Annotated in this window: 27 protein-coding genes; 23 read left to right on the forward strand and 4 right to left on the reverse strand. The window is 67.1% G+C overall.

The features are described 5' to 3' along the window. Positions 1-605: 605 nt before the first annotated feature. The 3 genes from AB0J67_RS24300 (at position 606) to AB0J67_RS24310 (ending at position 4,015) form a co-directional block, all read left to right on the forward strand. Entirely contained in the window at positions 606-1,610 is a 1,005-nt protein-coding gene (locus AB0J67_RS24300; RefSeq protein ID WP_363485731.1) for an HD-GYP domain-containing protein, read from the forward strand. Positions 1,611-1,646: 36 nt separating this feature from the next. Beyond that, a complete protein-coding gene (locus AB0J67_RS24305; protein ID WP_363485732.1) occupies positions 1,647-3,128 on the forward strand; it encodes a GGDEF domain-containing protein in 1,482 nt (493 codons plus the stop codon). A 455-nt stretch (positions 3,129-3,583) separates the two neighbouring features. Continuing rightward, positions 3,584-4,015: a MarR family transcriptional regulator gene (locus tag AB0J67_RS24310; protein WP_363485733.1), complete on the forward strand. Its 432-nt coding sequence runs from the start codon at positions 3,584-3,586 to the stop codon at positions 4,013-4,015. Positions 4,016-4,922: 907 nt separating this feature from the next. Here AB0J67_RS24310 and AB0J67_RS24315 read toward each other — a convergent pair. Then, positions 4,923-5,966: a hypothetical protein gene (locus AB0J67_RS24315; protein ID WP_363485734.1), complete on the reverse strand. Its 1,044-nt coding sequence runs from the start codon at positions 5,964-5,966 to the stop codon at positions 4,923-4,925. Between the two features lie 49 nt (positions 5,967-6,015). Next, positions 6,016-7,302 (reverse strand): hypothetical protein, encoded by a 1,287-nt coding sequence (locus AB0J67_RS24320; RefSeq protein ID WP_363485735.1) that lies wholly within the window; start codon positions 7,300-7,302, stop codon positions 6,016-6,018. A 334-nt stretch (positions 7,303-7,636) separates the two neighbouring features. Between AB0J67_RS24320 and AB0J67_RS24325 the strand changes: the two genes are divergently transcribed. From AB0J67_RS24325 to AB0J67_RS24335, 3 genes are all read left to right on the forward strand, one after another. After that, on the forward strand, positions 7,637-8,329 hold the full coding sequence (locus tag AB0J67_RS24325) for a hypothetical protein (RefSeq protein WP_363485736.1): 693 nt from the start codon (positions 7,637-7,639) through the stop codon (positions 8,327-8,329). A gap of 127 nt (positions 8,330-8,456) precedes the next feature. Then, positions 8,457-9,449, forward strand: coding sequence for a reverse transcriptase family protein (locus AB0J67_RS24330; RefSeq protein WP_363485737.1), 993 nt, complete (start codon positions 8,457-8,459; stop codon positions 9,447-9,449). A gap of 352 nt (positions 9,450-9,801) precedes the next feature. Then, the gene (locus tag AB0J67_RS24335; protein ID WP_363485738.1) at positions 9,802-10,395 is read left to right on the forward strand and encodes an NUDIX hydrolase; all 594 of its coding nucleotides are present in this window, start codon (positions 9,802-9,804) and stop codon (positions 10,393-10,395) included. Here AB0J67_RS24335 and AB0J67_RS24340 read toward each other — a convergent pair. After that, entirely contained in the window at positions 10,388-11,512 is a 1,125-nt protein-coding gene (locus AB0J67_RS24340; protein WP_363485739.1) for an XRE family transcriptional regulator, read from the reverse strand. The genes AB0J67_RS24335 and AB0J67_RS24340 overlap by 8 nt on opposite strands. A gap of 801 nt (positions 11,513-12,313) precedes the next feature. On the opposite strand from AB0J67_RS24340, the gene AB0J67_RS24345 reads away from it, so the two are divergent. From AB0J67_RS24345 to AB0J67_RS24385, 9 genes are all read left to right on the forward strand, one after another. Continuing rightward, positions 12,314-12,721, forward strand: coding sequence for a hypothetical protein (locus tag AB0J67_RS24345; RefSeq protein WP_363485740.1), 408 nt, complete (start codon positions 12,314-12,316; stop codon positions 12,719-12,721). Continuing rightward, on the forward strand, positions 12,721-13,059 hold the full coding sequence (locus AB0J67_RS24350) for a hypothetical protein (protein WP_363485741.1): 339 nt from the start codon (positions 12,721-12,723) through the stop codon (positions 13,057-13,059). The genes AB0J67_RS24345 and AB0J67_RS24350 overlap by 1 nt, the downstream gene beginning before the upstream one ends. Beyond that, complete coding sequence (locus AB0J67_RS24355; RefSeq protein WP_363485742.1) at positions 13,056-13,274, forward strand: hypothetical protein; 219 nt, start codon at positions 13,056-13,058, stop codon at positions 13,272-13,274. The genes AB0J67_RS24350 and AB0J67_RS24355 overlap by 4 nt, the downstream gene beginning before the upstream one ends. Then, a complete protein-coding gene (locus tag AB0J67_RS24360; RefSeq protein WP_363485743.1) occupies positions 13,271-13,477 on the forward strand; it encodes a hypothetical protein in 207 nt (68 codons plus the stop codon). The genes AB0J67_RS24355 and AB0J67_RS24360 overlap by 4 nt, the downstream gene beginning before the upstream one ends. Then, positions 13,474-13,644 (forward strand): hypothetical protein, encoded by a 171-nt coding sequence (locus AB0J67_RS24365; RefSeq protein WP_363485744.1) that lies wholly within the window; start codon positions 13,474-13,476, stop codon positions 13,642-13,644. Before AB0J67_RS24360 ends, AB0J67_RS24365 begins: the two co-directional genes overlap by 4 nt. Positions 13,645-13,669: 25 nt before the next feature. Further along, positions 13,670-14,818: a hypothetical protein gene (locus AB0J67_RS24370; RefSeq protein ID WP_363485745.1), complete on the forward strand. Its 1,149-nt coding sequence runs from the start codon at positions 13,670-13,672 to the stop codon at positions 14,816-14,818. Then, on the forward strand, positions 14,815-15,132 hold the full coding sequence (locus tag AB0J67_RS24375; protein ID WP_363485746.1) for a hypothetical protein: 318 nt from the start codon (positions 14,815-14,817) through the stop codon (positions 15,130-15,132). The genes AB0J67_RS24370 and AB0J67_RS24375 overlap by 4 nt, the downstream gene beginning before the upstream one ends. Continuing rightward, positions 15,129-15,428, forward strand: coding sequence for a hypothetical protein (locus AB0J67_RS24380; RefSeq protein ID WP_363485747.1), 300 nt, complete (start codon positions 15,129-15,131; stop codon positions 15,426-15,428). The genes AB0J67_RS24375 and AB0J67_RS24380 overlap by 4 nt, the downstream gene beginning before the upstream one ends. Before the next feature lie 121 nt (positions 15,429-15,549). After that, positions 15,550-16,017: a single-stranded DNA-binding protein gene (locus AB0J67_RS24385; protein ID WP_363485748.1), complete on the forward strand. Its 468-nt coding sequence runs from the start codon at positions 15,550-15,552 to the stop codon at positions 16,015-16,017. A gap of 51 nt (positions 16,018-16,068) precedes the next feature. Here the strand turns inward: AB0J67_RS24385 and AB0J67_RS24390 are convergent, their stop codons facing one another. Next, complete coding sequence (locus AB0J67_RS24390) at positions 16,069-16,512, reverse strand: hypothetical protein (protein WP_363485749.1); 444 nt, start codon at positions 16,510-16,512, stop codon at positions 16,069-16,071. Between the two features lie 181 nt (positions 16,513-16,693). On the opposite strand from AB0J67_RS24390, the gene AB0J67_RS24395 reads away from it, so the two are divergent. The 8 genes from AB0J67_RS24395 to AB0J67_RS24430 all read left to right on the forward strand — a co-directional run bounded on the left by AB0J67_RS24395 (position 16,694) and on the right by AB0J67_RS24430 (position 23,520). After that, positions 16,694-16,975 carry a hypothetical protein gene (locus tag AB0J67_RS24395; protein WP_363485750.1) on the forward strand — a complete coding sequence of 94 codons (282 nt, stop codon included), beginning with the start codon at positions 16,694-16,696 and terminating at the stop codon, positions 16,973-16,975. A 101-nt stretch (positions 16,976-17,076) separates the two neighbouring features. Next, the gene (locus tag AB0J67_RS24400) at positions 17,077-17,328 is read left to right on the forward strand and encodes a hypothetical protein (RefSeq protein ID WP_363485751.1); all 252 of its coding nucleotides are present in this window, start codon (positions 17,077-17,079) and stop codon (positions 17,326-17,328) included. Between the two features lie 6 nt (positions 17,329-17,334). After that, complete coding sequence (locus AB0J67_RS24405) at positions 17,335-19,425, forward strand: cell division protein FtsK (protein WP_363485752.1); 2,091 nt, start codon at positions 17,335-17,337, stop codon at positions 19,423-19,425. Positions 19,426-19,572: 147 nt separating this feature from the next. Then, positions 19,573-19,845 (forward strand): hypothetical protein, encoded by a 273-nt coding sequence (locus tag AB0J67_RS24410; RefSeq protein ID WP_363485753.1) that lies wholly within the window; start codon positions 19,573-19,575, stop codon positions 19,843-19,845. After that, a complete protein-coding gene (locus tag AB0J67_RS24415) occupies positions 19,842-21,461 on the forward strand; it encodes a DNA cytosine methyltransferase (protein WP_363485754.1) in 1,620 nt (539 codons plus the stop codon). Before AB0J67_RS24410 ends, AB0J67_RS24415 begins: the two co-directional genes overlap by 4 nt. Then, entirely contained in the window at positions 21,458-21,787 is a 330-nt protein-coding gene (locus AB0J67_RS24420; protein WP_363485755.1) for a hypothetical protein, read from the forward strand. The genes AB0J67_RS24415 and AB0J67_RS24420 overlap by 4 nt, the downstream gene beginning before the upstream one ends. Then, entirely contained in the window at positions 21,784-22,575 is a 792-nt protein-coding gene (locus tag AB0J67_RS24425; protein ID WP_363485756.1) for a hypothetical protein, read from the forward strand. Before AB0J67_RS24420 ends, AB0J67_RS24425 begins: the two co-directional genes overlap by 4 nt. Positions 22,576-22,635: 60 nt before the next feature. Then, positions 22,636-23,520, forward strand: coding sequence for a bifunctional DNA primase/polymerase (locus AB0J67_RS24430; RefSeq protein ID WP_363485757.1), 885 nt, complete (start codon positions 22,636-22,638; stop codon positions 23,518-23,520). Positions 23,521-23,544 lie beyond the last annotated feature (24 nt).

Consider the following 23,544-nt stretch of genomic DNA (forward strand, 5'->3'; position numbering starts at 1 on the left):
AGCACCTGGCGGTCCGGGGTGGGTGGGTGGGTGGACCCGCACCCAGGACGAACTCCCGCCATCGCGCTTGATCGCCATTCGACAGCCGGCGGGCCGGTCGCCTTGCATCGAAGGAATATCTCGCCCACGTGCTATCGTTCCGTATGCGGAACGCTAAGTGAAGGTCGACCCAGCAGCTTGACGACTGAGCGGCCGTAGACACGGAGCCAAAGGGAATGCAGGTGGATGAAATACCCAAGTTCTCCGAAGCCGGACGATTCGCTCACCGAGCTGACCAGCGCCGACTTCCGGCCATCGGGAGGCGACAGATCTCGTCCACGTTGACGACACCTTCTGTGCGGTCGAGCGCCACAGCCGCGGGGCAGGCTACACGGCCCGCCTGACCGAGCCCGCGAACCCAAGCGATCGCCGGTCGAGCCGCGACCGATCGCCGGTCGAGCCGCGACTTGACGCGGCGTCGACCAGGGTGGCAGCCCATCCCGAGTTCATATCAATCACCCGAAATCAGACCAATTACCTTGTACACGAGGATTACGTGGGCTAGGTTTTTGCCATTGAGGCGGGGCCGCTAGGCGAGCTCCCGCACACTCCCCGAGGAGGAAGCCATGGGCAAGGTAGTGCAGCCGGCAGTCGTGATGGTGTTCGCCGAGTCGTCCACTTTGAGCGAAGCGGTCGACCGTCTGCGGCAAGAGGGCTGTCCGGTGGCTCCCGCGAACTGGAGCTGGGAAACGGCTTCAACTGCGGCGCACGTGCAAAGGCTCCTCGGCGGCATCGACGGTGCAATGGTCCTGGTTGGGCAATCCCGCCGCAGTGCGACGCTCCCCCACACGCATGGCGACCATTCGGCCGTCATGGCACTGGTGTGCATCGAAGTGCCAGCTCTCCAGGCGGGAGGGAACACCGCGGAACGGTGCGAGGTGTTGCCGGGCGAGACGCTCGAACCGAACCCGGCATCGGCGCGGACCGAGCCCGCGACACCGGTCGACCCCGAAGACACACCCTCACAGGACCTGGTCTGGATGGCCGACAAGATCGACGCCATCCTGGGGGAACGCGAGCACAGCACCGCCGTCGCCCGGTGGGCCGAGCAGACCGCCGCGCGACTGGGTCTTGATCGCCGGACGCAGCTGCGCACGGCGGCCGCTGGACGCCTGCATGACGTGGGCAAGATTTGCGTTGACGAGTCGCTGCTGGCCAAGCCCGGCCGGCTCACCGCCGACGAGTGGGTCGAGATGCGCCGCCACCCGGACGAGGGTGCCCGGCTGCTCGTCGAGATGAACCGGCCGGATCTGGCCCCGCTGGTCGCGGCACACCATGAGCGGTATGACGGGACCGGTTATCCGCGCGGCCTGGCCGGTGCCGACATCCCGATCGAGGCACGGATCATCGCGGTGTGCGACGCCTGGGCCACGATGCGCGTTGACCGCCCGTATGCCCGGGCGCTCGGGGTCGGCAAAGCGCGCGAAGAGCTGGAGACGGGACGGAGCACGCAGTTCGATCCCCGCGCGGTCAACGCCTTTCTCGAACTTGTCGACGAGGGCGCCATCGACGAGCCCGCACTGCTGTCCGAGTACACCAGCCAGCAGTCGGCCGGGCGCGGACACTTCTGACGTTGTGCCCGGCTCTTGAGAAGGAGGACCGCCGAAGTGACCGCAGCACTAGGACTCGTCGATGAGGTCGCCCAGTCCATACGCTCCTGCGAATCCGTCTACCGAACGTGCAACGCGGTGGTCGACGCTGTCAGCACCCACACGGGTGCCTCGGTGGATGTTCTACTGACCAACACCAGCTACCTGCACCTCGGCGCGAGTAGCGGGGTCTGGCACGCGCCGCGGACAGTGCGCATCAACTACGGCATGGCCGGGCGGGTACTGACCACGGGACACACCGTCACGCGTCGCACCCCTGCCGACGACCGCACCGATCCGCCCGCAGGCCGACCAGCCGGCTCAATGATCTGTGCTCCAGTGCGCGGCACGCGCGATACCGTGATCGGCGTCATCATGGTCGAGTTCGACCTCGTGCTGACCGACCTCAGAGACTGGGAGTCAGCGCTGACGAGGATCGGCGTGCTCCTGGGCGCACGTATCCACCAGCTGGGTGGCCCGTCCGAGCCGAGCCCGCCCCAGTGGCTGCTCAGCCACACCTTGAGCATCGCCACCGCCAACGACCTCACGGAGCTGGCAAAACGCTTCTGCCGCGCGGCGGTCGACCTGTCCGGGCTGCGATGCGCAGTGACGCTCATCCGCAGGGCCAACGACCTCGTCGGCGGCGCTCCGCCGCTCGCCGTCCTGGCGGACCACTGCGGGTCGGGGTCACGGCGACTCGTCGACGCCATCGGCGCCCTTCCGCCGGAGAGCCTGTCCGCGTTGATGGATGCCGCGGCTCGCCAGCAGGCCGCGTACTCCCGGGGCGAGGTAGGCGTCGCCGACACCGACGGTTTCGAACCACTCGCCGACGTCGGCGTGCGCACCCTGGTCACTGCGACTCTGCCGGTGAATACGCGGCATCCCGACTTCGACGCCGTCACGCTGATCATGGACGAGCTCACGGTTCAGCCACTGCCGGACACCGCGGTCATACTGGAACTCCTGATGATCAACGCCGTCGCATCCTACGAGCGCATGTCCACGCAGCACACACTGCAGACTCTGGCCGACTCCGACCCGCTCACCGGCCTGCGCCACCGACGCCCACTGGCTCGACAACTGGCCTCCGGCGCTCCGTCGTCCACGGCCGTGCTCGCGATGGACATCGACAACTTCAAGGCCATCAACGACACGTGGGGCCATGACGCCGGAGACCGTGCACTCACCGAGGTGGCCGACGCCATCCGCCTGGCGTTGCGCGAGGGCGACGAGGTGTTCCGCGTCGGCGGTGACGAGTTCGTCGCGGTACTGAACGTGGCCGGCAGGGACGAGGCTGTACAGGTCGCGGAACGGATAGCGGCTGCGGTAGCCGACGGCGGCCGGACCATCAGCGTCGGGGTGACCCTGCGGCGGTCGGAGGACGTGGAGACGACTCTCCGGCGCGCCGATGAGGAGTTGTACGCGGCAAAACGCGCCAAAGACCACCTCGGTCGTGATCGGCCACTGTCCGGACGACGTGTCGGCGAGCAGGTCCGCTAATTCTTCGCGGGCGGACTGGCACCCGGCCCGCGCAGAATCGTGGTGCTGATGGTCGCCAGACCGCCGCACCGCTGCTGACCAGTTCATCCAAGTTCACCGTCGCCCCGGCTCGGTCGAGATCGTCAAGCACAACCAGCCGGGTGCCGTAGCGTCATCCGTGACTGTGCGGGGGACCGAGAGGCCGTGCTGCCGGGCGTGACACGTGGCAATGTCGGCGAGCTGTTTTGCCCGACCGCGTCGCAACGCCGCGACCGCCGGTCAGCAGCGGGCCTGGCGTGGCCGACCGATTAACTTGTGCAAGAGTAAACCGTGGTAAAGTTAGTTGGTGCGGTGAATCGCGACAGAAGCGAGGCCACGTGAGCCAGTTGCCAGCACCGTCAGTCGAGCCAGACACGGACGCAGGAGGTCACGTGACACAGTCACCAATACGCTCGAATGAGCCCGACTATGCCTCAATGCGGCTTGACGACCAGTTCTGTTTCGCGCTATACGCCGCCTCGCGCGCGGTGACCAGCGCCTATCGGGTTCTCCTCGAGCCAGTAGGGCTGACATATCCCCAGTATCTCGTGATGCTGGTTCTCTGGGAGCGCAAGAGCGTCGCTGTGAAGGACCTCATTTCCGCGCTTCAGTTGGAGTACGGCACCTTGACACCGTTGATCAAGCGGATGGAGACCAACGGGCTTATCACGCGTCGACGTCGAGGCGAGGACGAACGTGTTGTCGAAGTCGCACTCACGGCGAAGGGTGAAGCACTTCGGGAACGCATTCGTTGCGTGCCGACGACAATCGGTGACGCGTCGGGACTCACCCAAGAGGAGATCGCAATAACTCGGATGCTACTTCGTCGCCTCACAGCGAATGAGCTCGCCTTCGCAGCGGCGTCTTGATCTCCTGACAGCCGGTCGCCCGCTCACAGGGCAAACCCTCCCGGCCCGGCCGTGCAGACCGTCGCCTGGTCGGCTATGCCGCCGTCGGACTCCCTCGCGGCGTCTTCGCCGCCCTGGGGCGTGGGTCAAGGTGTCCACGAGCGGTGTACTCGACCTCGGCCGGCGGTTCTGCACACACCACGGGTTCCCGAGGTGTTGATAGCCACGGATAACGAGCTGTCTTACCAAAGGCCTGGACCACAACGCCTACGCATCCTAGGAACCTCGGTCTAGGCCGGCGACACCTCTCCTCCAAGCTGGTGTGGCATCGAAGACCTGCGGTTACGGCGTGAGCATGTGTCCCGCGCGTGTCGCCACCATCTACAAACGACCGACGTCCTGATCATCGCCGGACTGGGCCAACGACGTGTCCCGCGGACATGATCATGAAGACTTCCGTGGCCATTCCCTCTGCCCACCAGGGCAGCTGAGGTTGTCGCCCAAGATGCGTCACGCCACAACCAAGATCAAAGAGGCCTTGGCCAGTTCAGACGCAGCCAGTTCGGTGGGCGCGGTTAGTCAAAACCGTACGCTCGTACGTGTAAAAGACCGTGTCTCGAAGAACATCGAAGCCCGTTTCCGGAACTCCGGAAACGGGCTTCTACCAGGTCTTACACACTGTCGGGCTGGCCGGATTCGAACCGACGACCCCTTGACCCCCAGGACGGGTGACCAACCGTCTACGCACGTCACACCCGGTATGCATCGCTAGCGGCCGCCTTTTAGAAGCAGGGCAACGCACGAGAGCACACGACGTGTGGTCCCCGGCTGGTCCCCTCGCGGCCGACGTGTTGGGATAACCGCGACTCGAAATTCGGCAAGCGTCTTCAACCGAACGCAGCGGGCTCACTGGATAGACAGTCGACGCTCAGCACTTCTCGTCGATCTCCGCATCGAGGTCAGCAATAGTGGCCTCGTCAGGACGGTCCGCCAGCCAGGAAAGACCCATCATCACAATCTCGTCTGCAAGCCACCGTAGCGACCTGAGTCGCTTAGTGTCGAGGGTGGTTCTGCCCATGTGGGCGATCTCGTTGCGTGCAGCGAAGAGAGGTAAATCCGCCAGGGCATTAGCGATTTCGCGCGGAGCCGCTACATCAACGAAGGCAGTGCACAGCCACGCGTCACCTCGACCTGCAGCAGCTAGCAGCTGAGCCTGGAGGTCATTTGCCTTTTTAACCTGAATATAAGGGCACGCCGGGTTAGTTCGTCCGCATTCGGCTCGACAACTGAGGTAGGCCACGCGCCTCGCGATGGGAAGTGCCTGTGCCGAATGACTGCCCCCGCTGTTGCTGGAGAACATGGTCTCGACTGCGATCGCCGCACCGAGTACTTGGACCGTCGGCTCTAGCGACCTGTAACTGAGATCCAGAACTGTGAGAGCCGTGATGGCACGTTGTCCAAGATGGCTTCGCTGCTCTAACGGCAACAACATTTGTCGCCCGAGTAGGTCCAGGCGCTGATCTTTCTGAAGATCGAGAATTAGTTGTTCCGAAAATCGAAACGGGAGGTGCCCATCTATGCGCTGCCATCTAGCGCCGATGGCCTCCCCTGGCTCGATATTGATCGTCTGCCTGCTGCTGTTAATGATCTCGCCAGTTCGGGCGATCTTCGGCATTTCGGTGAAGCTCTTCGAACGCACGAATAGGCGGAGAATAGCCATGGCCTCGTCAGCAAGGCGGTTGGCCTCGCCGTGATCCGATGCCGTCACTTCTAGCGTTGCATCCGCGGCCCACGACTTTGCAAGTGCCAAAATCTCATCGTGCAGTGCCTGCTGGCCGTCGTTCCTAGCCGGCCATGCGTCAATCTGGCGCTCGACGTCCAGTTGCAGCTGACCTGCTGGAAGTAGTGTCGCGGGACCAATGCTTAACGATCGGTCGGCCTGTACTGCTGGCAGATGAAAGTGGTAGCCCATCGCCGGACCTCGCTCTCAACGATTTTCTTCACACGCGTTGCCCGGACATTCATTTCCAATAGGTTCGCTTCGCACTGGTGATTAGCACCTTTTGCGCAACGAACCTTGCAATCTCTATATCGTGCTCAAGGTGATTAGCCTCGGAGCCGAATGGCAGCAAGGCGTCGGAATCGCTAAGGTCGCCCCCGCTACCTTTCGAGTGCACGATGCGACAACGAATTTGATAGACGCGGTTGGCGATCTGATCGGTGACCGGAAGAGTTCTATCGTGATCGTTCATCACAAGCTTGTCCACCGCCTTGAGTGGACTGTTCTTAGCGGTCAAAAACTGCAGTCGCGCTGGATCAGATTTGAGAAAGTCCCGCAATTGGTCTTCATCCACGCAGTGGCGTATCGTTGATTTCAGCTGCTCTTTCTCTGAGAGAGCATGTTTACCACGGCTGGCCTCCCACAACCTCGCCAAATGGGAGTTGTCGTCGACATTGAACAATGGATCGGCAACAATATGCCGGAGCCGCGTCAACATGTCACGTTCGGAATACTGAGGAAAGAAGTACTCCAGTACCTGATAGAACGCGAGAAATCTCAGCAGCGGGAGCTTCTCGGCATACTGAGCGTATCTAAAGAGTGACACTGCATCGGTTGAGTAAGTAAGCTTCGGCACAGTTGGTTCCGGACCGACGTCATGTGCTTCGGCAAAAAGCGTTATATAACGAGGATACGGTCGCACCTCGACCGAAATCCGATTGACGACGCTCAGGTCAAACAGGACTGCATCAATCACGGACTGAATACGGATTAGCCTCCGCGCTTGATCCGGTTCAGGCCCAAGACCCGAGATGAACAGACTCGCGCCAACCGACCGAATATTGGGAACTCCGTCGCTGTCAGCGGCAAGTTCGAGAGCTGGAGTTGTCGATGCAATCCGGATGCGCAGATCGGAATTAGGCAGCGGCCTGAACGAGACTTCTTGGCCTGGCGAGAATCTGGTGCGGATTCGAGCGCCGGCAAGTTCTTGGTGTCCGCAAAGTTGTAGCAATTTTCGCAGGTCAGCTATCGAAGTAGTAACGATAGCGAGTTCAATTTCAGATGATTTGGAGTTCTCCACGCCCAAGTAGTCACCAACAAAGGTCCAGTTCTCCAACCCTGCAGTCAAGTATGCAGACACGGTGGCCAGCGACACCGCCACGACGCGCGGCGCACCTCCGCCTAGTCTTGGCAATGAAACGCCAAAAGCGGATTTGTCCTGCAAACCCGATGTATCAACGCATCGCAATCCTGCTGAAGCCACACGGCGTTCGAGCTCTGCCATCAAGGTTTTCTGCTGGACATTCACGGCGCCAGGGTAGCGCCTTCGCCTACATGCGGCAGACACCTGGCCAGCGCCGCGACCCAGCACCCTTGACCCACGGGACAGGTGATCAAGCATCTACGCACGTCACGCCCGGATGCAGGTGTGATTGAACGCCATTGGGGGCAGGCGCAGGACTCAGATGCACGGCGTGGTCCGCCCGGCCCTCCGCTTCCCAACTACTGTGGCAGCGGCTTCACGCGCTAGTACCTCACCAGTTAGCGTGTGCTCTGGACGCTCTCACGGGCTCACAAGCGGCGGCATCGGCACGAATGAGCTTTCAAGCGGATGCCAGGGATGGGGAACGATGAAGCTATATATGGACGAGTCGGGGAACAGCAAGCCGTCGCTGCCACTTATTGTCGGGGCCGTTGAAACCGACGCGGACTCAGACGACATCGAGCGCCGCGTCCAGGAGTTACACCGGCGCTTATCTGCGCGCCAGAGTCTAGTCGGACTCCGTAGCTTTGAAGACTTTCGTAAGCAGGGCTTCCATGCGTCAAATGATCCGCTTGAGATTTCTGGTCCTTTCCTTGAGCTAATGAATGACTTGTCATTTAGGGCGTACCTCGTGCTCACCGATAGAAGCACCAGTCGGGCAGGAGCCACGGAACTCGAACAACTCGAATTCATGTACGAGACCCTGCTTGGCGACCTACTTCTAAGGCACAGGAATCGGCCCGAACTGGTTTGCCTTGTCGAGGAGAATAATAGTCTGAAGCATCTGGTTGACCAGCTTCCGCCCAAAGCGACGCGTCGAGCACTCGCTAAGCTCGGAAGGAACGTCCCTTTGCCTCGCTTACAGGTAGTCATGGCGACAAAAACTCAAGCGATGTCGATGGCGATCATTGACTACATCATGCTGGCCGTAAGTAGGTGGATAAGTGCTGACCGCACTACGGATCCAGCAAATCGGAAGTATCGCGCTTTCCGGGAAGTCGAACCGTATATTTCGGTTCTTTATTCGCTGGAGCATGGCCTAATTTCGAGCAGAAAGATGCCCCTTCATTGAGGGTGTGGTATCCTCCCCCGCGGGTAGGGTCGCGGTCAACTAGGTGCGCGAGTTCGCGTGCGTTGCTCAATAGTTCTTGGACAGGGAGTGCGACCCTACTCTCTTACATTGCGGAGCTGGTGGTCACGTGGTGTCGTTTTCAAGTGAAGATCTCGCGCAGCATGCAGGGATCTCCACCGACGTGCTTCAGGAACTCGCAGAGCGTCTTCCAACTGGTGTAGGACAATTATTTACCGCACATTCGTTCCGCAAAAGGCGCGGAGGGTTGCGAGAAATTATTAAGCCGAAGGCGGCGCTGGATTACGTTACAAAAAACCTTCACCGATCCTTCTCAACAGTTTTGGAGTACAGCGCACCCACGCACGTTCACGGATTCGTCCAGGGGCGCTCGACACTTACCAACGCATCCGCGCACCTAAACAAGAAATGTGTTTTACGAGTCGACTTGGAAGACTTCTTTCCTTCAATTAGCTCGTTGCGGTTGAAAACATTACTTCAGCAGCAGGGATATGACGAGAAGGCGGCAGCCCTAGCTGCAAGCGTGGTGACTATCGCCGGCAAGCTGCCGATTGGGCTCAGTACATCGCCGTTCCTATCTAATCTTGCCTTTCAAGATACCGACCGCATTCTTGCAGAATATGCTGACGCTGAAGGTTTGTCCTTCACCCGGTACGTGGACGATCTGACCTTCTCCGGTGACGTGCACGACCGACACCTGTCTGACATAGAGCGAATTCTCGATAGCTCCGGCTGGTCCGTAAACGCACAAAAGACCGCTTTTATGCGTCGCGGCGGACGCCAGTACGTGACAGGGTTATATGTAGGAACTGCCGATCGGCCGCGTATCCCTCGTGCCACTAAACGGCGCATGCGGGCGACGTTCCACATTATTAAGAAGCTCGGGTATGACACCTACATGACGGAGTTCGGCGGCGAGCGCGACGACATGCTGCCCCATCGCCTCCGCGGCTGGGCGTGCTACATCGCTGCCGTAGAGCCCGACTTGGGGTTCGCCATGCTGCGCGCCTTTAATGATTTACTACCAGACCACTATGTAAGCATCAGTGATTACGTTTCGATGGTGGACTGGATCGAATTTGACGAGCGATCGGGCATGTAGATTTATTTCGCAACCTCGCTGCCTCGCACAATCGCGCTCTGGAAGCCGACTTCGCTACGACCACGGCGGCCGCTTGGCCGGCTAAGCGTCTAGGGCAGAATGATCCCGTGACGACGCAGCCTGACACAGCAGCAGATTGGTGGACTACCAGCGACGTGGCCGCATACCTAGGCGTTCGCGTCGGAACCATCAGCGCATACCGTGCACGTAACCAGATGCCGGAACCTGACATGACTGTGGGGCGCACGCACATGTGGCGTCCGGCCCGCATCGTCGCCTGGCATGAAGCACGACCCCGTCCAGGCGTGGGCGGACGCCCAACACTGAGCGACGACGAGGCTTAGGGGTAGTTGTGGAAGCCGAACGCCAGGAAGCCAACACTCGCTGGGTCGTGCACGGGAGCCGGAACGTTTACCAGAGCGAGTGGATCCGGCTGAACATGACGGACGTCGAGCTGCCGGACGGCCAGCGCTTCGAACATCACACTGTCTGGATGCCGGCGGCAGCGATGACCGCCCTGCTGAACGACGAGCAGACGCACGTGCTGCTGTTGTGGCGTCACCGGTTCGTCCCCGACCTGTGGAACTGGGAACTTCCCGGCGGTCTCATCGACCAGGGCGAGGAGCCCGCCGCGACGGCAGCTCGCGAGATCGAGGAGGAGACGGGATACCGGCCCCGGTCGCTGGAACACCTCGTGACATTTGAGCCGATGATCGGCATGGTGAACTGCCCCCACCACGTCTTCCTCGGCCGGGGCGCGGAGCGGATCGGCGAGCCGACCGAGACGACCGAGATGGAACGCATGCAGTGGGTCCCGCTCGCTGAGGTGCCGGAGCTGATCCGCACGGGCCAGGTCAGCAACTCCGGCACCTTGGTCGCCCTGCTGCACGTCCTCGCCATGAGCGGTCCGGGCGCGGCGGCCGGCGACACGACGCACGTCAACTGAGGCCGCTGCTGAGCAGGCGGGCAATGCGCTGCTTCTGCCGAACCGACGCCGTGCGGTTGGCCAGTGCTTGCGCCTTGCGCGCCTGCTCGCGCGCCTCGTGATGGTCGCCTCGGACCGAGTACGCCAGCGCTAAATCGGTGTGGTGCCCTGCCGCCGCTCTTGTGAACGTCGGATCGAGGGAGTTTAGCGATGCGGTGAGCTCCTCGATCGCGTCCATCGATCCCAATCGAGCAAGGCAGTGGCCACGCCAACGACCAAGGTGCGTGCTGTCCAGCATGATGTACGGCAGCTCCGCGCGCGCTGGCTGGGCTGGCAAGAGCCGCGCAGCCTCATCCAGTGCCCGCCGCGACGCCAACCCCTCCCCCATCGCAGCCAGCGACTCCGCCTCTGCCGCCCAGAGCCACGACCGCATCAGGTCAGGTATCGCGGTGCCGGCCGACTCGCGGGCGTACTGCATGAGCTGCACCGCCTCCCCTACTCGATCGGCGTCGAGCAGCGCGTACGCCTGCTGCGCCGTCACGTGAGCCAGGACGGCGAGATCACCCGACTCCCGCGCGGCGTTCTTCGCGGTCTCGTGATGCCTCCATGCCTGCGCCGCGTCTCCGAGGTCCAGCGCCTGCCAGCCGGCTAGGGCCGCTGCCTCCGCTGCCGTCGCGCCGAGCGCGGCCCTGTGGGGGCCGGGCAAGCTGTGGCCTAGCAAGTCGCATACCTGAATCAGGTGCTGTTCCGACTGCTTCAGCATGTGAACCGCTCCGAGCCTGCGGTCCAAAACTCTCAGCATCTCCGTCTGCTGCTCCAACAGCAGGATCAGGCCTGAGTCGACGGTTGCGGCTGTACGGAGCCTGTCGATCAATTCCGGCTCGGTGTGGGATTCGCGGACTTCTGCGATCGTCGTACCCGTCGTGAACTCCGCTCCGAACACGGCTCCCATCAGTTCTGCGTAGAAGTCGGAGAGCCCGCGGTTGCCAGCAGCCCACTGCCTGATCATCCGGCGCAGGCTGTCGTCCTCGGGCAGCTCTGCCTTGCGCTCGCGCGCGACTCGCCGCAGCTCGTGAATCAGACGAGCGCGCGACCAACCGCGCGCCTTACACAAATCGTCGATCTCCGTTGCGTGCATCAATCCCCCCCCGATAGATCAACATGCCTAGATCGTTGCAGTTTGGCAAGCGCGAGTCCGCATAGGAGTCCGCCCCCGTCCCCCCGAGTCCTCTGTGGGCAGCCGCTTTTCCGGCTGAAGCTGTAATCGGCAGCAAGCACCGACCGCAAGGGACGCCCCGCCGTCCATCGAACCAACACGTTGCAGAGTACAGACTGAGTCTGTACTCTGCGAATCAGGCCCAGTAGTGCAGGAAGGCTCCGGCATCGCCTGTATCTGCTGGTGACCGCTTGTTTGTTGATGAAGTTCATAGCGACAGGAAAAGGCGCACGCGAGGCCGTAGCGGCATCCCTGCCTTAAGCCACCTGGTGGCCGACCCCGGTAGATCCCGGGCGAGCGGGGCGAGCGAGCGGATAGCGAGCGCTGATTGTGCACCGTCCCGGCCGTACGCGGCCGGGCCTGGCCTGCGCCGGGGCGCGGCATCGTCGCCGCGTCCCGGGCTGGCGTCTGTCCTTGTTCGCATCTGATCAGGAAGAGGTGGCTGTGATGACCCTCGCCGACTGTGTTCGTGTCTCGATCCGTTCGTCGGCCGCGTGGCGCGAGTGCCGCTGCGGTCGTGTGATGTCGCAGCCCGCCAACGACGACCGCTGCCCTCACCGCTCCACCCGTGCTCGCCGCTCGGCGCGCTGACAGCTTCCGTGGGGCTGGGCTGCCCAGCTCTCGCGGTGGCCGCCAGGGTGGCGGCACGCAAAGACGGCCCCAGCGGGCTTGCCTCCCGCTGGGGCCTTTCGCACCACTCCACCTGCTGAAGGGAAGAGAGCGATGCCTGTTCAGGCTATCGCGTCGGCACCTGCCGACGAGCCGGGCGCTGCCTGGCTGACACCCGATCACCCCCTGGCCGGTGTGGCAGCTCGCCACTGTGCCGGCCACCTCCACATCGACCCGGCCGACCTGCTCGGCGGGGTCGCGTGCGGCTCGGCGTGGGCGACCGCGCTGACCGATGACCTGCTGTTCGCGATCGAGTGCGGCCTGCCCCTCGACATCGAGCCTGACCCGTCCTACATCGACGACGTGGCGGTACGCCGCGCGATGCGCGGTGAGGCGCTGGAGCTGACCGAGCTGGAGCGCGCCGAGGTGCGCCGCCGCCTGGCCGAGGTCCGCGCCCGCCGCAACCGGGGCTACCGGTTCGTGTGCTCCCGCGCAGCTGCGGCACGGCGGGAGGCCCGCTGATGGCCCGCACCCGTATCGGCCGCGCGATCGGCGAGGTCGCCCGGCGCCGCAACCGCGGTGAGCTGACCGCCGAGCAGGCCGCCGCGCTGACCGCCCGGCTGCGGGACATGCAGCGCGATGCGATGTACCGCACCGCCCTGGACGCCGCCGACCCCGGACACCCGGTGCAGCTGCGGCTGATCGGCGGCTACGCCGACGTGGCCAACCTGCTCACGGTGCTGGACGAGGCCACGACGCTGGTCGAGGTCTCCGACCCGTACCGGACCAGGCGGGCCGGGCAGGTGCGCGTCTACGCCACCTGCGTGCGCCGCCACCCGCTGTCCGGGGGTGCCCGGTGAGGTACTACGCGAGCGAGCGCGCCCACCAACTGCGTGACGCGATCGTGGACATGACCATCCGCTACGGCGGTTCGTCGATGGCGCTGGGGTTCGCCTACGCGGACGGCAGCCATGACGGCAAGCCCGCCGAGGACTGGAAGCGCGCCCGCCGGCGGCAGTTCCTTGCGCTGCAGCGCCTGTCCCGCGCCCTGCGGGACGTGGAGGTGCGGCGATGAGCAGGCCGACCCTTGCCCGTCCGCTGTGGGTGCGCGACCGGATGGCCGGTGACTACTGGCGGCGCACCGACGACGGCATGTACGCGCTGCTGACGCCGTTCGGGTGGCTGTCGCGGTGCAACGTGCGCCCGCTGGACTGGATCGCCGACGCCTACGGCTGCTACGCCGTGCCCTCGCCGATCGGGGCGGGGGTGGCGCGGTGAGCAAGCCCGACACCTACACCGACCAGCAGATCGGCGACGCCGCGACGGTGGCGCTGCTGCGCGCCCTGGAGCGGCACGGCCACGACCGTGCCGTGCTGTCCGGGCTGTCCGAGCGCGACCAGGCCGCCGTGTTCGCGGCCGAGCAGCGCGTACGCGCCCGCCGCTGACATCCCCCTGAAAGGAGTGACGATCATGACCGCACCTGCGAGTGCCTACCCCGTGTCCGTCGCCGCCCTGGTCGACGACTTCCAGACATGGGCCGCCGAGCTGGGCGCGACGCCTTCGCACCGCGCCACGATGAAGAGGTTCAGCATCGGCGGGGACAAGGCCAGGGCGCTGCTGGCGACCCTGACCGCCCCGGCCCCGGATGAGCGCACCACCGCCGCCCCGGCGGTGGCCGAGCCCGCGCCGACCCCGCCCGCGCCGAGCGCTCCTGTGGTGGTGCCGGACGCGCCGACCGAGCCGATCATGCCTGAGGCGTTGCCGCTGACGGCGGTTGACGTAGAAGCGCCTACGAAGATCGCTGCGGCCGTGCCTGAGCCGACCCTGCCGGTGGTGCCCGCGGAGGTGTCCCCGGTGCTGGCGCAGGCCGCGCGCCTGGACGACGAGCGCGCACGGCTGGACATCGCCCGCCACGACGAGCTGGCGCGCCGCGCGGCCGACGCCGAGCATCGCATCGCGCTCGGTGACGTGCGCGAGCAGGCACGCGCGGCCAAGCTCGCCCGCCGGGAGCGGGCACGCGACGCCGCCGACGCGGCGGCGCTGGCCGCCCTGTACCGGCGCGCCACCCGGTCGGGCACCAGGGCGCGGCTTCGCGCGCAGATCCAGGGCTCTGCCGAGATGCGGGCGCTGCGCGTGGCCCGCGTCCGGCAGGTCACCCTCCTGGCCGGTGTCCCGGTGCTGGCCGCGTTCGCCGCCTGGTCCACCACGGGTGTGCAGGCCGGGGTCGCGCGGCTGCTGAGCCTGTCGGCGGAGTCGGCGGGCTGGTGGGCAGCGTGGTCGATGGAGCCCGCGCTGATCGCGATCGTCGGCCTGATCATCATCGGGCGGGCGGTGCTGCGCTCGGCCGGTGGTGACACCGACTGGCGCGCCACCGCGATCGAATGGACCGCCCTCGGCACGTCGCTGCTGCTCAACATCGTCGGCGGCTGGACAGTCGGCGTCGACTGGCTCGACCAGGCCGGGCCGATGCTGGCCCACTCCGTGGGTCCGATCGGCTGCGCCGGCACGGCGTTCCTGATCGGCCTGTTCGACGGGTACGTCTCGGCCGCGCGGCCGTGGCGGGGCGCGCCGAGCCTGGCCGAGATGAACCTCGACCTGAGCGCGGTGACCAGCCGATGACCACACCCGTCGTGCTAAAGCCGCACTGGGAGGTCGTCACAGACGGCCCCGTTTCCCCCGGTGCGCTGGCCCACCGCTACGGCTCCCACCACTGGAAGACCACCAAGACCGTCTACGGGCGCGAGGAGGTCACCAGCCACTCCGCCCACGTCCCGGCCTGCCAGCGCCCCGAACCCGGCCAGCCGCCGAGCACGGACGGACGCGCCTACTCGGCGGGCTGGGCGCAGCACCGGGGCGCGGTCGCCTGCACTGCAGCGCAGTGCTTCGCCGAGCCGGAGCCCCAGCCCGAGCGGGAGCAGGAGGCCGAGCAGTGACCAGCGGCGACTACCAGCACCCGGACGACACCTACCCCGACATGCGCCCGGACGACGACCTCGCCGTGCAGCTGCGGGCGCTGGCCGCGTGGATGGACGGGCGGCTCGACGACGAGCTTGCCGACCGGCAGTACGCCCTGGAGCGGGCGCACGACTACCTGACCTGGCTGGCCTACCGCGCCGAGCAGGTCAGCCAGCAGCACCGCATCCGGCTCGTGCCGCACGACGCGGCCGAGCCCAACGCCCCGATGTCGGGGCCGGGCGGAGTTCCGGTCCCGTCCTTCCCCCGACGCTGACCGCCAGCCGTCCCGGCCAGGGCACACCTGCCCCTGGCCGGGAGCGGTGGCCGCCAGACCGGCGACCAGCCCGACCCGTCGCACCCAACTGAACGCGACGCCTGTGTGAAGGAGTGCCCTCGTGGCCAACGAAACCACCCTGACCCTGGTCGGCAACCTCACCGCCGACCCCGAGCTGCGGTACACCCCCGCCGGAGCGGCGCTGTGCAAGTTCTCCGTGGCCAGCACGCCGCGCATGTACGACAAGGCCACCAACCAGTGGAAGGACGGAGACCCGCTGTTCATGAACTGCTCGGCCTGGCGCGACCTGGCCGAGAACATCGCCGAGTCCCTGGTACGCGGCTCGCGCGTCGTGGTGACCGGCAGGTTGAAGCTCAACCGGTGGACCACGCCGGAGGGCGAGAACCGCCAGGCGATGCAGCTGGACGTGGAGGACATCGGCGCGAGCCTGCGCTACGCGACCGCGCAGGTCAAGAAGATGTCGCGGACCAACAGCGGGGCTGGAGGCAGTGTGCCGGCCGCCGCTGGTGAGCCCGACCCGTGGGCCAGCGGCGGCAACTTCGGCGGCAACGAGGAGCCCTCGTTCTGATCAGCTATGCCTGTGGTGTAGCGCCGGCCCAGGCGTTACACCACAGGCAGGTCACGCGGTGCCTGATGCGGGGTGCGCCACTGTTGCCAGCGGTAGAACCTGCGCGGCTGTGGTCAGATCATGGCCGGGGATGGCCAGTTCCATTTCTCGGCCGTCAAGGCGCACCGACAGCACGCGGCAGGCAGGGTTGAGTCCCCACCCTTCCTGCGCCGTGACCGGCCGGTCGCCGGTGACCGTCAGGCCCGCCGGTCCAAGGGTGACCTTCCGGCTGCTCATCCCTGGCGGTGTCCACCAGGCCCGGCCTGCCGCCAGCAGCAGGTCGCCATGCCGCCACTGTGTCTGCCCGGCGCCCAGGTCCCTCATCGCGCACGGGATCCGCACCGGTTCGCCTGCCAGAAGGGCGGCCTGCCGGGCGCGGGCGCGGCGCAGTTCGCGGCGCTGGCTCCAGCTCGCGCCCAGCCAGCCGCCGATCATGCCCGCGATGAAGTCCAGCACCTGTTCCCCCTGCCTGCCGGGCGACGACCCTACAGGCCTTACGCAGGTCACGGCCATGGTGGGCAGCTTCCGCCCCTGGCCATGCACCCCGCGCCAGTCGTGGCCGCTTCCCGACGCGCCGAGCGAGGCTGCTCGGCGCGTGTGGTGGCCGCCATCCGGGCGGCAGAGGGAGGGACCGCACGTGCACATCGACAACCCCAGCCCGTGGCAAGCGGCGGCGCTGCGTGCCGAGCGCGCCGCCAACGTCCACCACGGCGGCATGACCGCCACCGGCCTGACCGCGGTCGCGGTCGTGGTCGCGTGGGTGGCCGGGGCACCCGGCTGGATCACCGGCGGGCTGGGCGTACTCGTCCTGGCCGCCTACATCACCACCCGGATCGCTGCCCATGTCGTGCAGGAGCGCATGGCGCGGCTGCACGACATGAACAGCGCGGACGCCGACCCCGGCGACGCCAGTAGCTGACCCTTTCGCGGGACACGGCCTGCCCTGCCAGGTTCCGGCCGTGTCCCGCCTACCCCTCGGATGGGAGCAACCCAGTATGACCTGCCCAAAGGTGGTGCCCGATGAGTGAGCAGCCGTGCGGGCAGTGCCCGGTGCTGCTCGCCGAGATCTCCCGGCAGGCCGCCGTCATCGCCCAGCTCAACACCTGGGTTGCCTGGCTGCGGGAGCGGCTGGGCGCGCTGCGCAACGCCGTCGGCGCCGCTGAGGCGCTGATGCGGGAGCAGGCCGAGCAGCCAACGATGCCGCGCGCCCGCCTGCTCACCCAGCTTCACGAACGCCTGATCAATGCCCTGATCGATGTCGAACGGAGGTAGCAAGCGATGGCACTGACCCCGATCGTGTTCAGCGACGACGACGAGCCCACCAACCCCGCCACCACCGTCCCCGGCCAGGCCGCGCCGGTGGACGCCGAGTCCTACGCCGTTTACCGGCCCGACCAGGGCGCGCCCGTGGATGAGCCGGAGGGCGAGGCGATGACGGTCACGTGGAAGGACGTGACCAGCGGCCAGCGGCGGGTGCCGCTGGTGCCCGCGTGGATGATGTCGGCCGACACCCGCCGCGCCACCGTCCGCGCCCTGGCCAACGACGTGGGCTATTTCACCGCGTTCCACGCGCTGCGCTCCCCGCTGTACGGGCTCAAGGTCGCGGCCTACGCGCCGCGCGGGGTGTTTCGGCTGACGCGGCGGGTGCTGCGCTGGGCCAGCGCGGAGGAGGGCAACTGGGAGCTGCGCCAGCACGCGGCCAGCAAGGCCGACGCCTACACCTGGCAGGCCTTGAACCGCACCCGGTCCAAGGAGGCCAAGCCGCGGTGGATGCTGCTCGGCGCGGCCGGCATCGCCGCGTGCGTCGGCGCGGCCGTGCTGGAGCTGTCCGGCGCGGTCCCGCCGATCGGCTGGTACGCCGCAGCTGCGGGTGCTGCGCTGCTGGCCGCGCAGGCGGGCAAGCCCGCCGACCGGCCGATCACCGACCGCGTCACCAACACCCCCAAGTTCACCCGCCTGACCGCTGAGCAGGTCCGGGCGGCGCTGGTCGCAGTCAAGGCACAGGGCTTGACCGACCCCGGCCAGTTGGAGTTCCCGACACCGATCCACCGCGACGGACCGGGCTGGCTGGCCAGGGTCAACCTGCCGCTGGGTGTGGAGGCGGTGAAGGTGATCGAGAAGCGGGCGGCGCTGTCGTCGGCGCTGCGGCTGCCCATCGACCAGGTCTGGCCCGCTCCCGGACCGGAGCACGCCGGGCAGCTCGACCTGTGGATCGGCTACCAGCCCGCGTCGAAGATGGGCAAACCCCGGTGGGCGCTCCTCGCAGACAACGCCATCACCAGCGTGTTCCGCCCCGAAGAGTTCGGGTCCGACGAGCGGCAGCGGCCGGTCAAGACCTCCGGGTTCGCTCGGTCGTTCCTGGTCGGCGGGCAGCCCGGCTCGGGCAAGAGCTACGCCGGGCGGTCCCTGGCGCTGATGTGGTCGCTCGATCCCACGGTGGAGTTCAAGATTGCCGAGTTCAAGGGCACGGGTGACTTCCTCGACTTCGAGCCCCTGTGCTCCACCTACGTCGTCGGCGTGGACGACGAGGCGATCCGGCAGGGCGGGGCCATCCTCGCGTGGGCGCTGGCGGAGGCCGAGCGGCGCGGTAAGCGCATCCTGGCCGCCAAGCAGGCCGGGTTGGCACCCGAGGGCAAGGTCACGCCCGAGCTGGCGCGCAAGCCCGGCTCGGGGCTGCACCCGATCGTGATCCTCATCGACGAGGCCCACGAGCTGTTCGCCGCCGACAAGGACGCCGCCGACGCGGCAGAGCGGCTGATCAAGCGGGCGCGGGCGCTGGGCATCATCGTCGTGCTGCTCACCCAGATCCCGGACAAGACCAGCCTGCCGCCCAACATCACCCGCTGCGTCACCAACCGCTGGTGCCTCAGCGTTCAGGGCCAGGTCGAGAACGACATGATCCTCGGCACCGGCGCCTACAAGCGGGGCATCACCGGCACCGTCTACAAGCCCGTGGACGACGCGGGCTGGGGCGTGATGACCGGTGGGCCGTCTCCGGTGTCGGTGCTGTCGCAGTACCCGACCCCCGAGCAGGCCGCAGCGATCATCGCCCGCGCCATCGCGCTGCGCGGTGGCCGCCGCCCGGCCGGCAGCGACCTGCCGACCCCGCGTGACCTGCTCGCCGACCTGCTCGACGTGTCGGCCGACAACGGCCAGCACTGGTCGGTGGCCGCTCCGGCGCTGGCCGAGCGATGGCCCAACGCCTACCCGTCCATCACGGCCGAGGCGCTGTCGGACATGGCCCGCAACCTCAACGTTCCGTCACAGTCCGTGAAGATCGGCGGGATCAATCACCGGGGCTACCGGCGCGCTGTCGTCGCCGAGATCCTCGCCCAGCGCGAGGCGGGCGACGCGGCCGACAGCCGGTAGCGGCACGGGTAGCGGCACGGATGAAGGTAGCGGCAGCGCTACCCGTGCCGCTACCCCTACACAAACCCCTGCCTGCGAAGTCTTTGACCAGGTAGCGGGTAGCGCCATGCCGAAAACAGGGCTCGAAACGGCCTGGGGAGGCCCCTGATGACACCGGAACTGATCGCTACCCTCACCGCAACAGCCGCAATGATCGTCTATGTCTTGCTGTGCTGGATCTTGCCGTTCGGGCGCTGCCGCGCCTGCTCCGGCACCGGAAGCCGCCGCACCATCCTTCTACGCAGAGTCACGTTCTGCCGCCGCTGCAAGGGGTCCGGGCTGCGGCTGCGGGTCGGCCGGCGCCTCTACAACACCGTCCACGACGCCCGCGCCCAGGCCGACGCCGCCGCGCGCGCCAAGACCAGGGAGACGACGCGATGAGCCTGACCTTCACCGACATCTTCTGCGGCGCGGGCGGCAGCTCGATCGGGCTGACCGCCGCCGGGCTGGAGCTGAAGCTGGCCGCCAACCACTGGCGCACCGCCATCGACACCCACGCCGCGAACTTCCCCGGCGCCGAGCACCTGTGCGCCGACGTGAACAACTACGACATGCGCGCCCTGCCCACCACCGACATCCTGTGGGCGTCGCCGATCTGCACCGAAGCCAGCCCGGCCGGCGGATCGTCCAAGGCGACCAAGGCCAAGCCGCGCCCGCGCGGCCAGCTCGACATGTTCGAGCAGGGCGGCCACGTCGCACAGGCCGGGTTCGAGCGCACCCGCGCGACGTTCCACGACGTCATCCGCGCCACCGAGGTCCACCGGTATTCGGCCGTGCTGGTCGAGAACGTGCCCGAAGTCGCGTGGAAGTGGGAGCTGTTCGAGTGGTGGTGCGCCGGGATGCGCCAGCTCGGCTACCACCAGCAGACCGTGTGCGCGTCCTCGGCCCACATCGGCGGGGACGGCAACCCTTACGCGCCGCAGTGGCGCGACCGCATGTACCTGGTGTTCACCCGCACCGGCATCCCGCTGCCCGACGTGACGCCCCGCCCCCTCGCCTGGTGCGAGCCCTGCGGGGCCGACGTGCACACGGTGCAGGCGTGGAAGGACACCCCGAAGGTCCGCCGCTTCGGCCGCATCGGCGCCTACCGCGAGCAGTACGTCTACGTCTGCCCCAACACCGCCTGCGGTCAGGGGCTGGTGGAGCCGTACGTGATGCCCGCCCGCGCGGCCATCGACTGGACCGATGTCGGCGAGCGCATCGGCGACAAGGCCCGGCCCCTCGCGGCGGCCACCGTCGCGCGTATCCGGCACGGGCTGGACATGTTCGCCGACCGGCAGACGCTGATCACGGTCAACCACGGCGACAGCGACAGCCGCGCCCTGCCGATCGACGGCGGGCCGCTGCCGACCCGCACTCTGAAGATCGGCGAGGGGTTCGCCACACCGCCGATGCTCGTCCCAGCCGGCGGGCGCCGCCAGGGCGACCAGGCATGGCCGGTCGATGTCCCGATGCGCACCAGGCTGACCCGCGAGTCCGAGGCCGTCGTCACCCCCGCGCCGTTCCTGACGCTGCTGCGCTCCGGACGGCCCCGCAACACCGACCCCGCCGAACAGCCCCTGGCCGCGCTCATGACCTCGGGCAGCAACCACGCCCTGGTCGCCCCGGAGCCGTTCGTCGCGGTACTGCGCAACCACGGCACCGCCCACCACGTAGGCCAGCCGTTCCAGACCATGGCCGCTGGGGGCGGGCATCACGCCCTGGTCATCCCCTACCGGCGGGGCAACCGCCCGACCAGCACCGACGCGCCACTGCACACCATGGCCACCCACGATTCGGGCGCGCTGCTGCGCCCGGCCGTGCAGGTCGAGGATTGCTACTTCCGGATGCTCAAGCCCCGCGAGCAGCTGCGCGCCCAGCGGTTCCCCGACAGCTACCAGGTACGCGGCAACGTCTCCGAACAGACCATGCAGGCAGGCAACGCCGTGTCCGCCAACGTCGCCCAGTTCCTCGGCGGGCGGGTCGCGGTCGCGCTGGACAGCCGGAGTGCGTCATGAGGCGCGCGCTGACCGATGGGCGCCCGGCCCGCCGGGAGCAGGTCGGCGGGCACCCGGACTGGTGTGCTCGCGCCCACCACTGCACCGCCGGGCTGCCCGGCGGTGAGCACGCCTCGATACCGGAGGTGTGGCAGATCGAGGGCGGGCGGATGGTCGGGACCCGCTATCGCGACCGTGCCGGCCGCGACCACATGGAACTGCGCATCATTCTCGGCCTGCCCGACGACGAGACCACCGCGCAGGCGGCCTGCCGCCACCTCATGGCCACGTCCCTGATGGTCGTGCGCCGCGTGTTCGGCCTTGACCAGCAGGAGGCGGGCCGGTGAAGGCGCGATTCCTGCTCGGCACGCACCAGCCCGGATGGCTGGGCAAGGCCGGGGTGCCGCTGTTCATCTGCGACCGCAGGTTGCGGGTCTACAAGACGCTGCCGCGCGCAGCTGCGCCGTGGGCCGTGGACTCCGGCGGGTTCACCGAGTTGCAGAAGTACGGCACGTGGACGGTCACGCCGGTCGAGTACGTGGCCCGGCTGCGCCGCTACCGCGACGAGATCGGCCAGCTCATGTGGGCCGCGCCCCAGGACTGGATGTGCGAACCGATCGTCATCAACGGCGGCGTGGCCGCCGGTCAGCGGTTCGCCGGGACCGGCCTGTCGGTAGTCGAACACCAGCGCCGCACCGTACTCAACTACGCCGAACTGCGCACCCTGGCCCCCGACCTGCCGATCATCCCCGTAGTGCAGGGCGACACCGTTGACGCCTACCTGCGCTGCGTGGACCTCTACCACTCGCTGATCGGCGTGGACCTGACCAGCCTGCCGCTGGTCGGACTCGGGTCGGTCTGCCGACGCCAAGCCACCAGCGAGGCAGGGCAGATCATCACCGCCCTGCACGCCCGAGGCGTGCGCCACCTGCACGGGTTCGGGTTCAAGACCCTCGGCCTGATCGCCCACGGCGACAAGCTCACCTCGGCCGATTCCCTGGCCTGGTCGTTCGACGCCCGCAAACGCAAGAAGGTGCTGCCCGGCCACGGGCTGCGCCACCAGAACTGCGCCAACTGCCTGCCGTTCGCCCTGCAATGGCGCAGCGGCGTGCTCGCAGCTGCGAAAGGAGCGTGACCAGCCATGACCCGGACAGGAGCAAGAGCAGACAGGCCGCCTGCGGCGGCTCACCCCCTGTTGGCGGCTGCGCTGCGCTACGCCGCCAACGGCTGGCCCGTCTTCTGGCTCGGCCGCACCAAACGGCCCGTAGCGCTCTGCGGGCCGTGCGACGCGGCCAGGAAGGCGCGCACGCCACACGACCCGCAGGCCTGCCCCTGCTTGACCTGCCACGGGTTCTACGCGGCCAGCACTGACCCCGACCGCATCGCAGCGATGCTGGCCGCCGTGCCGCGCGGGCTGCTCGCCATCCGCACCGGCACCGCCTCCGGCCTGGTCGTCATCGACATCGACCCCGCCCACGGCGGTACGGCGTCGCTGGAAGCCCTGATATCGCGAGGGCTGACCCCGCCGACCAGGTACGTCCGTACCGGCTCCGGCGGGCTGCACCTGTACTACCGCCACCCCGGCGGCATCCGTATCCCCAGTGACCAGGGCATCCGGCTCGGTCCCGGTATCGATGTGAAGGCGGACGGCGGCTACGTCGTGGCACCGCCCTCACGGCATCCGGTCACCGGCCGTCCGTACACGTGGGCCGACAAGGGGGCGCGCATAGAGGAGGCGGCCCCCGCACTGGTCAGCGCGTGCCTGACCGAGATTCGGCGCCACCCGCCCCAACATGCCGGCCACGCCACACCCCCGCGCAGCGGGGGGGCCGCCTCCTACCCCGACCGGCTCATGGATGCCCTCGCTGCCCGGATTCACCAGGCCCCGAACGGCCGACGACGCGTGACGCTGTTCGGCTGCGCCCGCGGCGCCGCCCGCATGGTCGCCGCAGGCCAGATGACCAGCACGCAAGCCTATGACCGGCTCGTGGCCGCCTGCGACGCCGCAGGCTGGCCCTGGGCCAAGTCCACCCCCAACGCCATCCGCGAAGGATTCGCCGCCGAAGGAGTGACACTGTGACCCGACCGAAGAAGCCCCGGCCCG

This window comes from Catellatospora sp. NPDC049609 (assembly GCF_040675365.1).
Taxonomy (GTDB): Bacteria; Actinomycetota; Actinomycetes; order Mycobacteriales; family Micromonosporaceae; genus Catellatospora.

Coding starts and splice junctions, on each gene's coding strand:
- AB0J67_RS24300 (WP_363485731.1), top strand. CDS start 606: ATGGGCAAGGTAGTGCAGCCGGCAGTCGTGATGGTGTTCGCCGAGTCG.
- AB0J67_RS24405 (WP_363485752.1), top strand. CDS start 17,335: ATGGCACTGACCCCGATCGTGTTCAGCGACGACGACGAGCCCACCAAC.
- AB0J67_RS24315 (WP_363485734.1), bottom strand. CDS start 5,966: ATGGGCTACCACTTTCATCTGCCAGCAGTACAGGCCGACCGATCGTTA.
- AB0J67_RS24350 (WP_363485741.1), top strand. CDS start 12,721: ATGGCCCGCACCCGTATCGGCCGCGCGATCGGCGAGGTCGCCCGGCGC.
- AB0J67_RS24360 (WP_363485743.1), top strand. CDS start 13,271: ATGAGCAGGCCGACCCTTGCCCGTCCGCTGTGGGTGCGCGACCGGATG.
- AB0J67_RS24410 (WP_363485753.1), top strand. CDS start 19,573: ATGACACCGGAACTGATCGCTACCCTCACCGCAACAGCCGCAATGATC.
- AB0J67_RS24345 (WP_363485740.1), top strand. CDS start 12,314: ATGCCTGTTCAGGCTATCGCGTCGGCACCTGCCGACGAGCCGGGCGCT.
- AB0J67_RS24340 (WP_363485739.1), bottom strand. CDS start 11,512: ATGCACGCAACGGAGATCGACGATTTGTGTAAGGCGCGCGGTTGGTCG.
- AB0J67_RS24325 (WP_363485736.1), top strand. CDS start 7,637: ATGGACGAGTCGGGGAACAGCAAGCCGTCGCTGCCACTTATTGTCGGG.
- AB0J67_RS24420 (WP_363485755.1), top strand. CDS start 21,458: ATGAGGCGCGCGCTGACCGATGGGCGCCCGGCCCGCCGGGAGCAGGTC.
- AB0J67_RS24400 (WP_363485751.1), top strand. CDS start 17,077: ATGAGTGAGCAGCCGTGCGGGCAGTGCCCGGTGCTGCTCGCCGAGATC.
- AB0J67_RS24375 (WP_363485746.1), top strand. CDS start 14,815: ATGACCACACCCGTCGTGCTAAAGCCGCACTGGGAGGTCGTCACAGAC.
- AB0J67_RS24370 (WP_363485745.1), top strand. CDS start 13,670: ATGACCGCACCTGCGAGTGCCTACCCCGTGTCCGTCGCCGCCCTGGTC.
- AB0J67_RS24310 (WP_363485733.1), top strand. CDS start 3,584: ATGCGGCTTGACGACCAGTTCTGTTTCGCGCTATACGCCGCCTCGCGC.
- AB0J67_RS24415 (WP_363485754.1), top strand. CDS start 19,842: ATGAGCCTGACCTTCACCGACATCTTCTGCGGCGCGGGCGGCAGCTCG.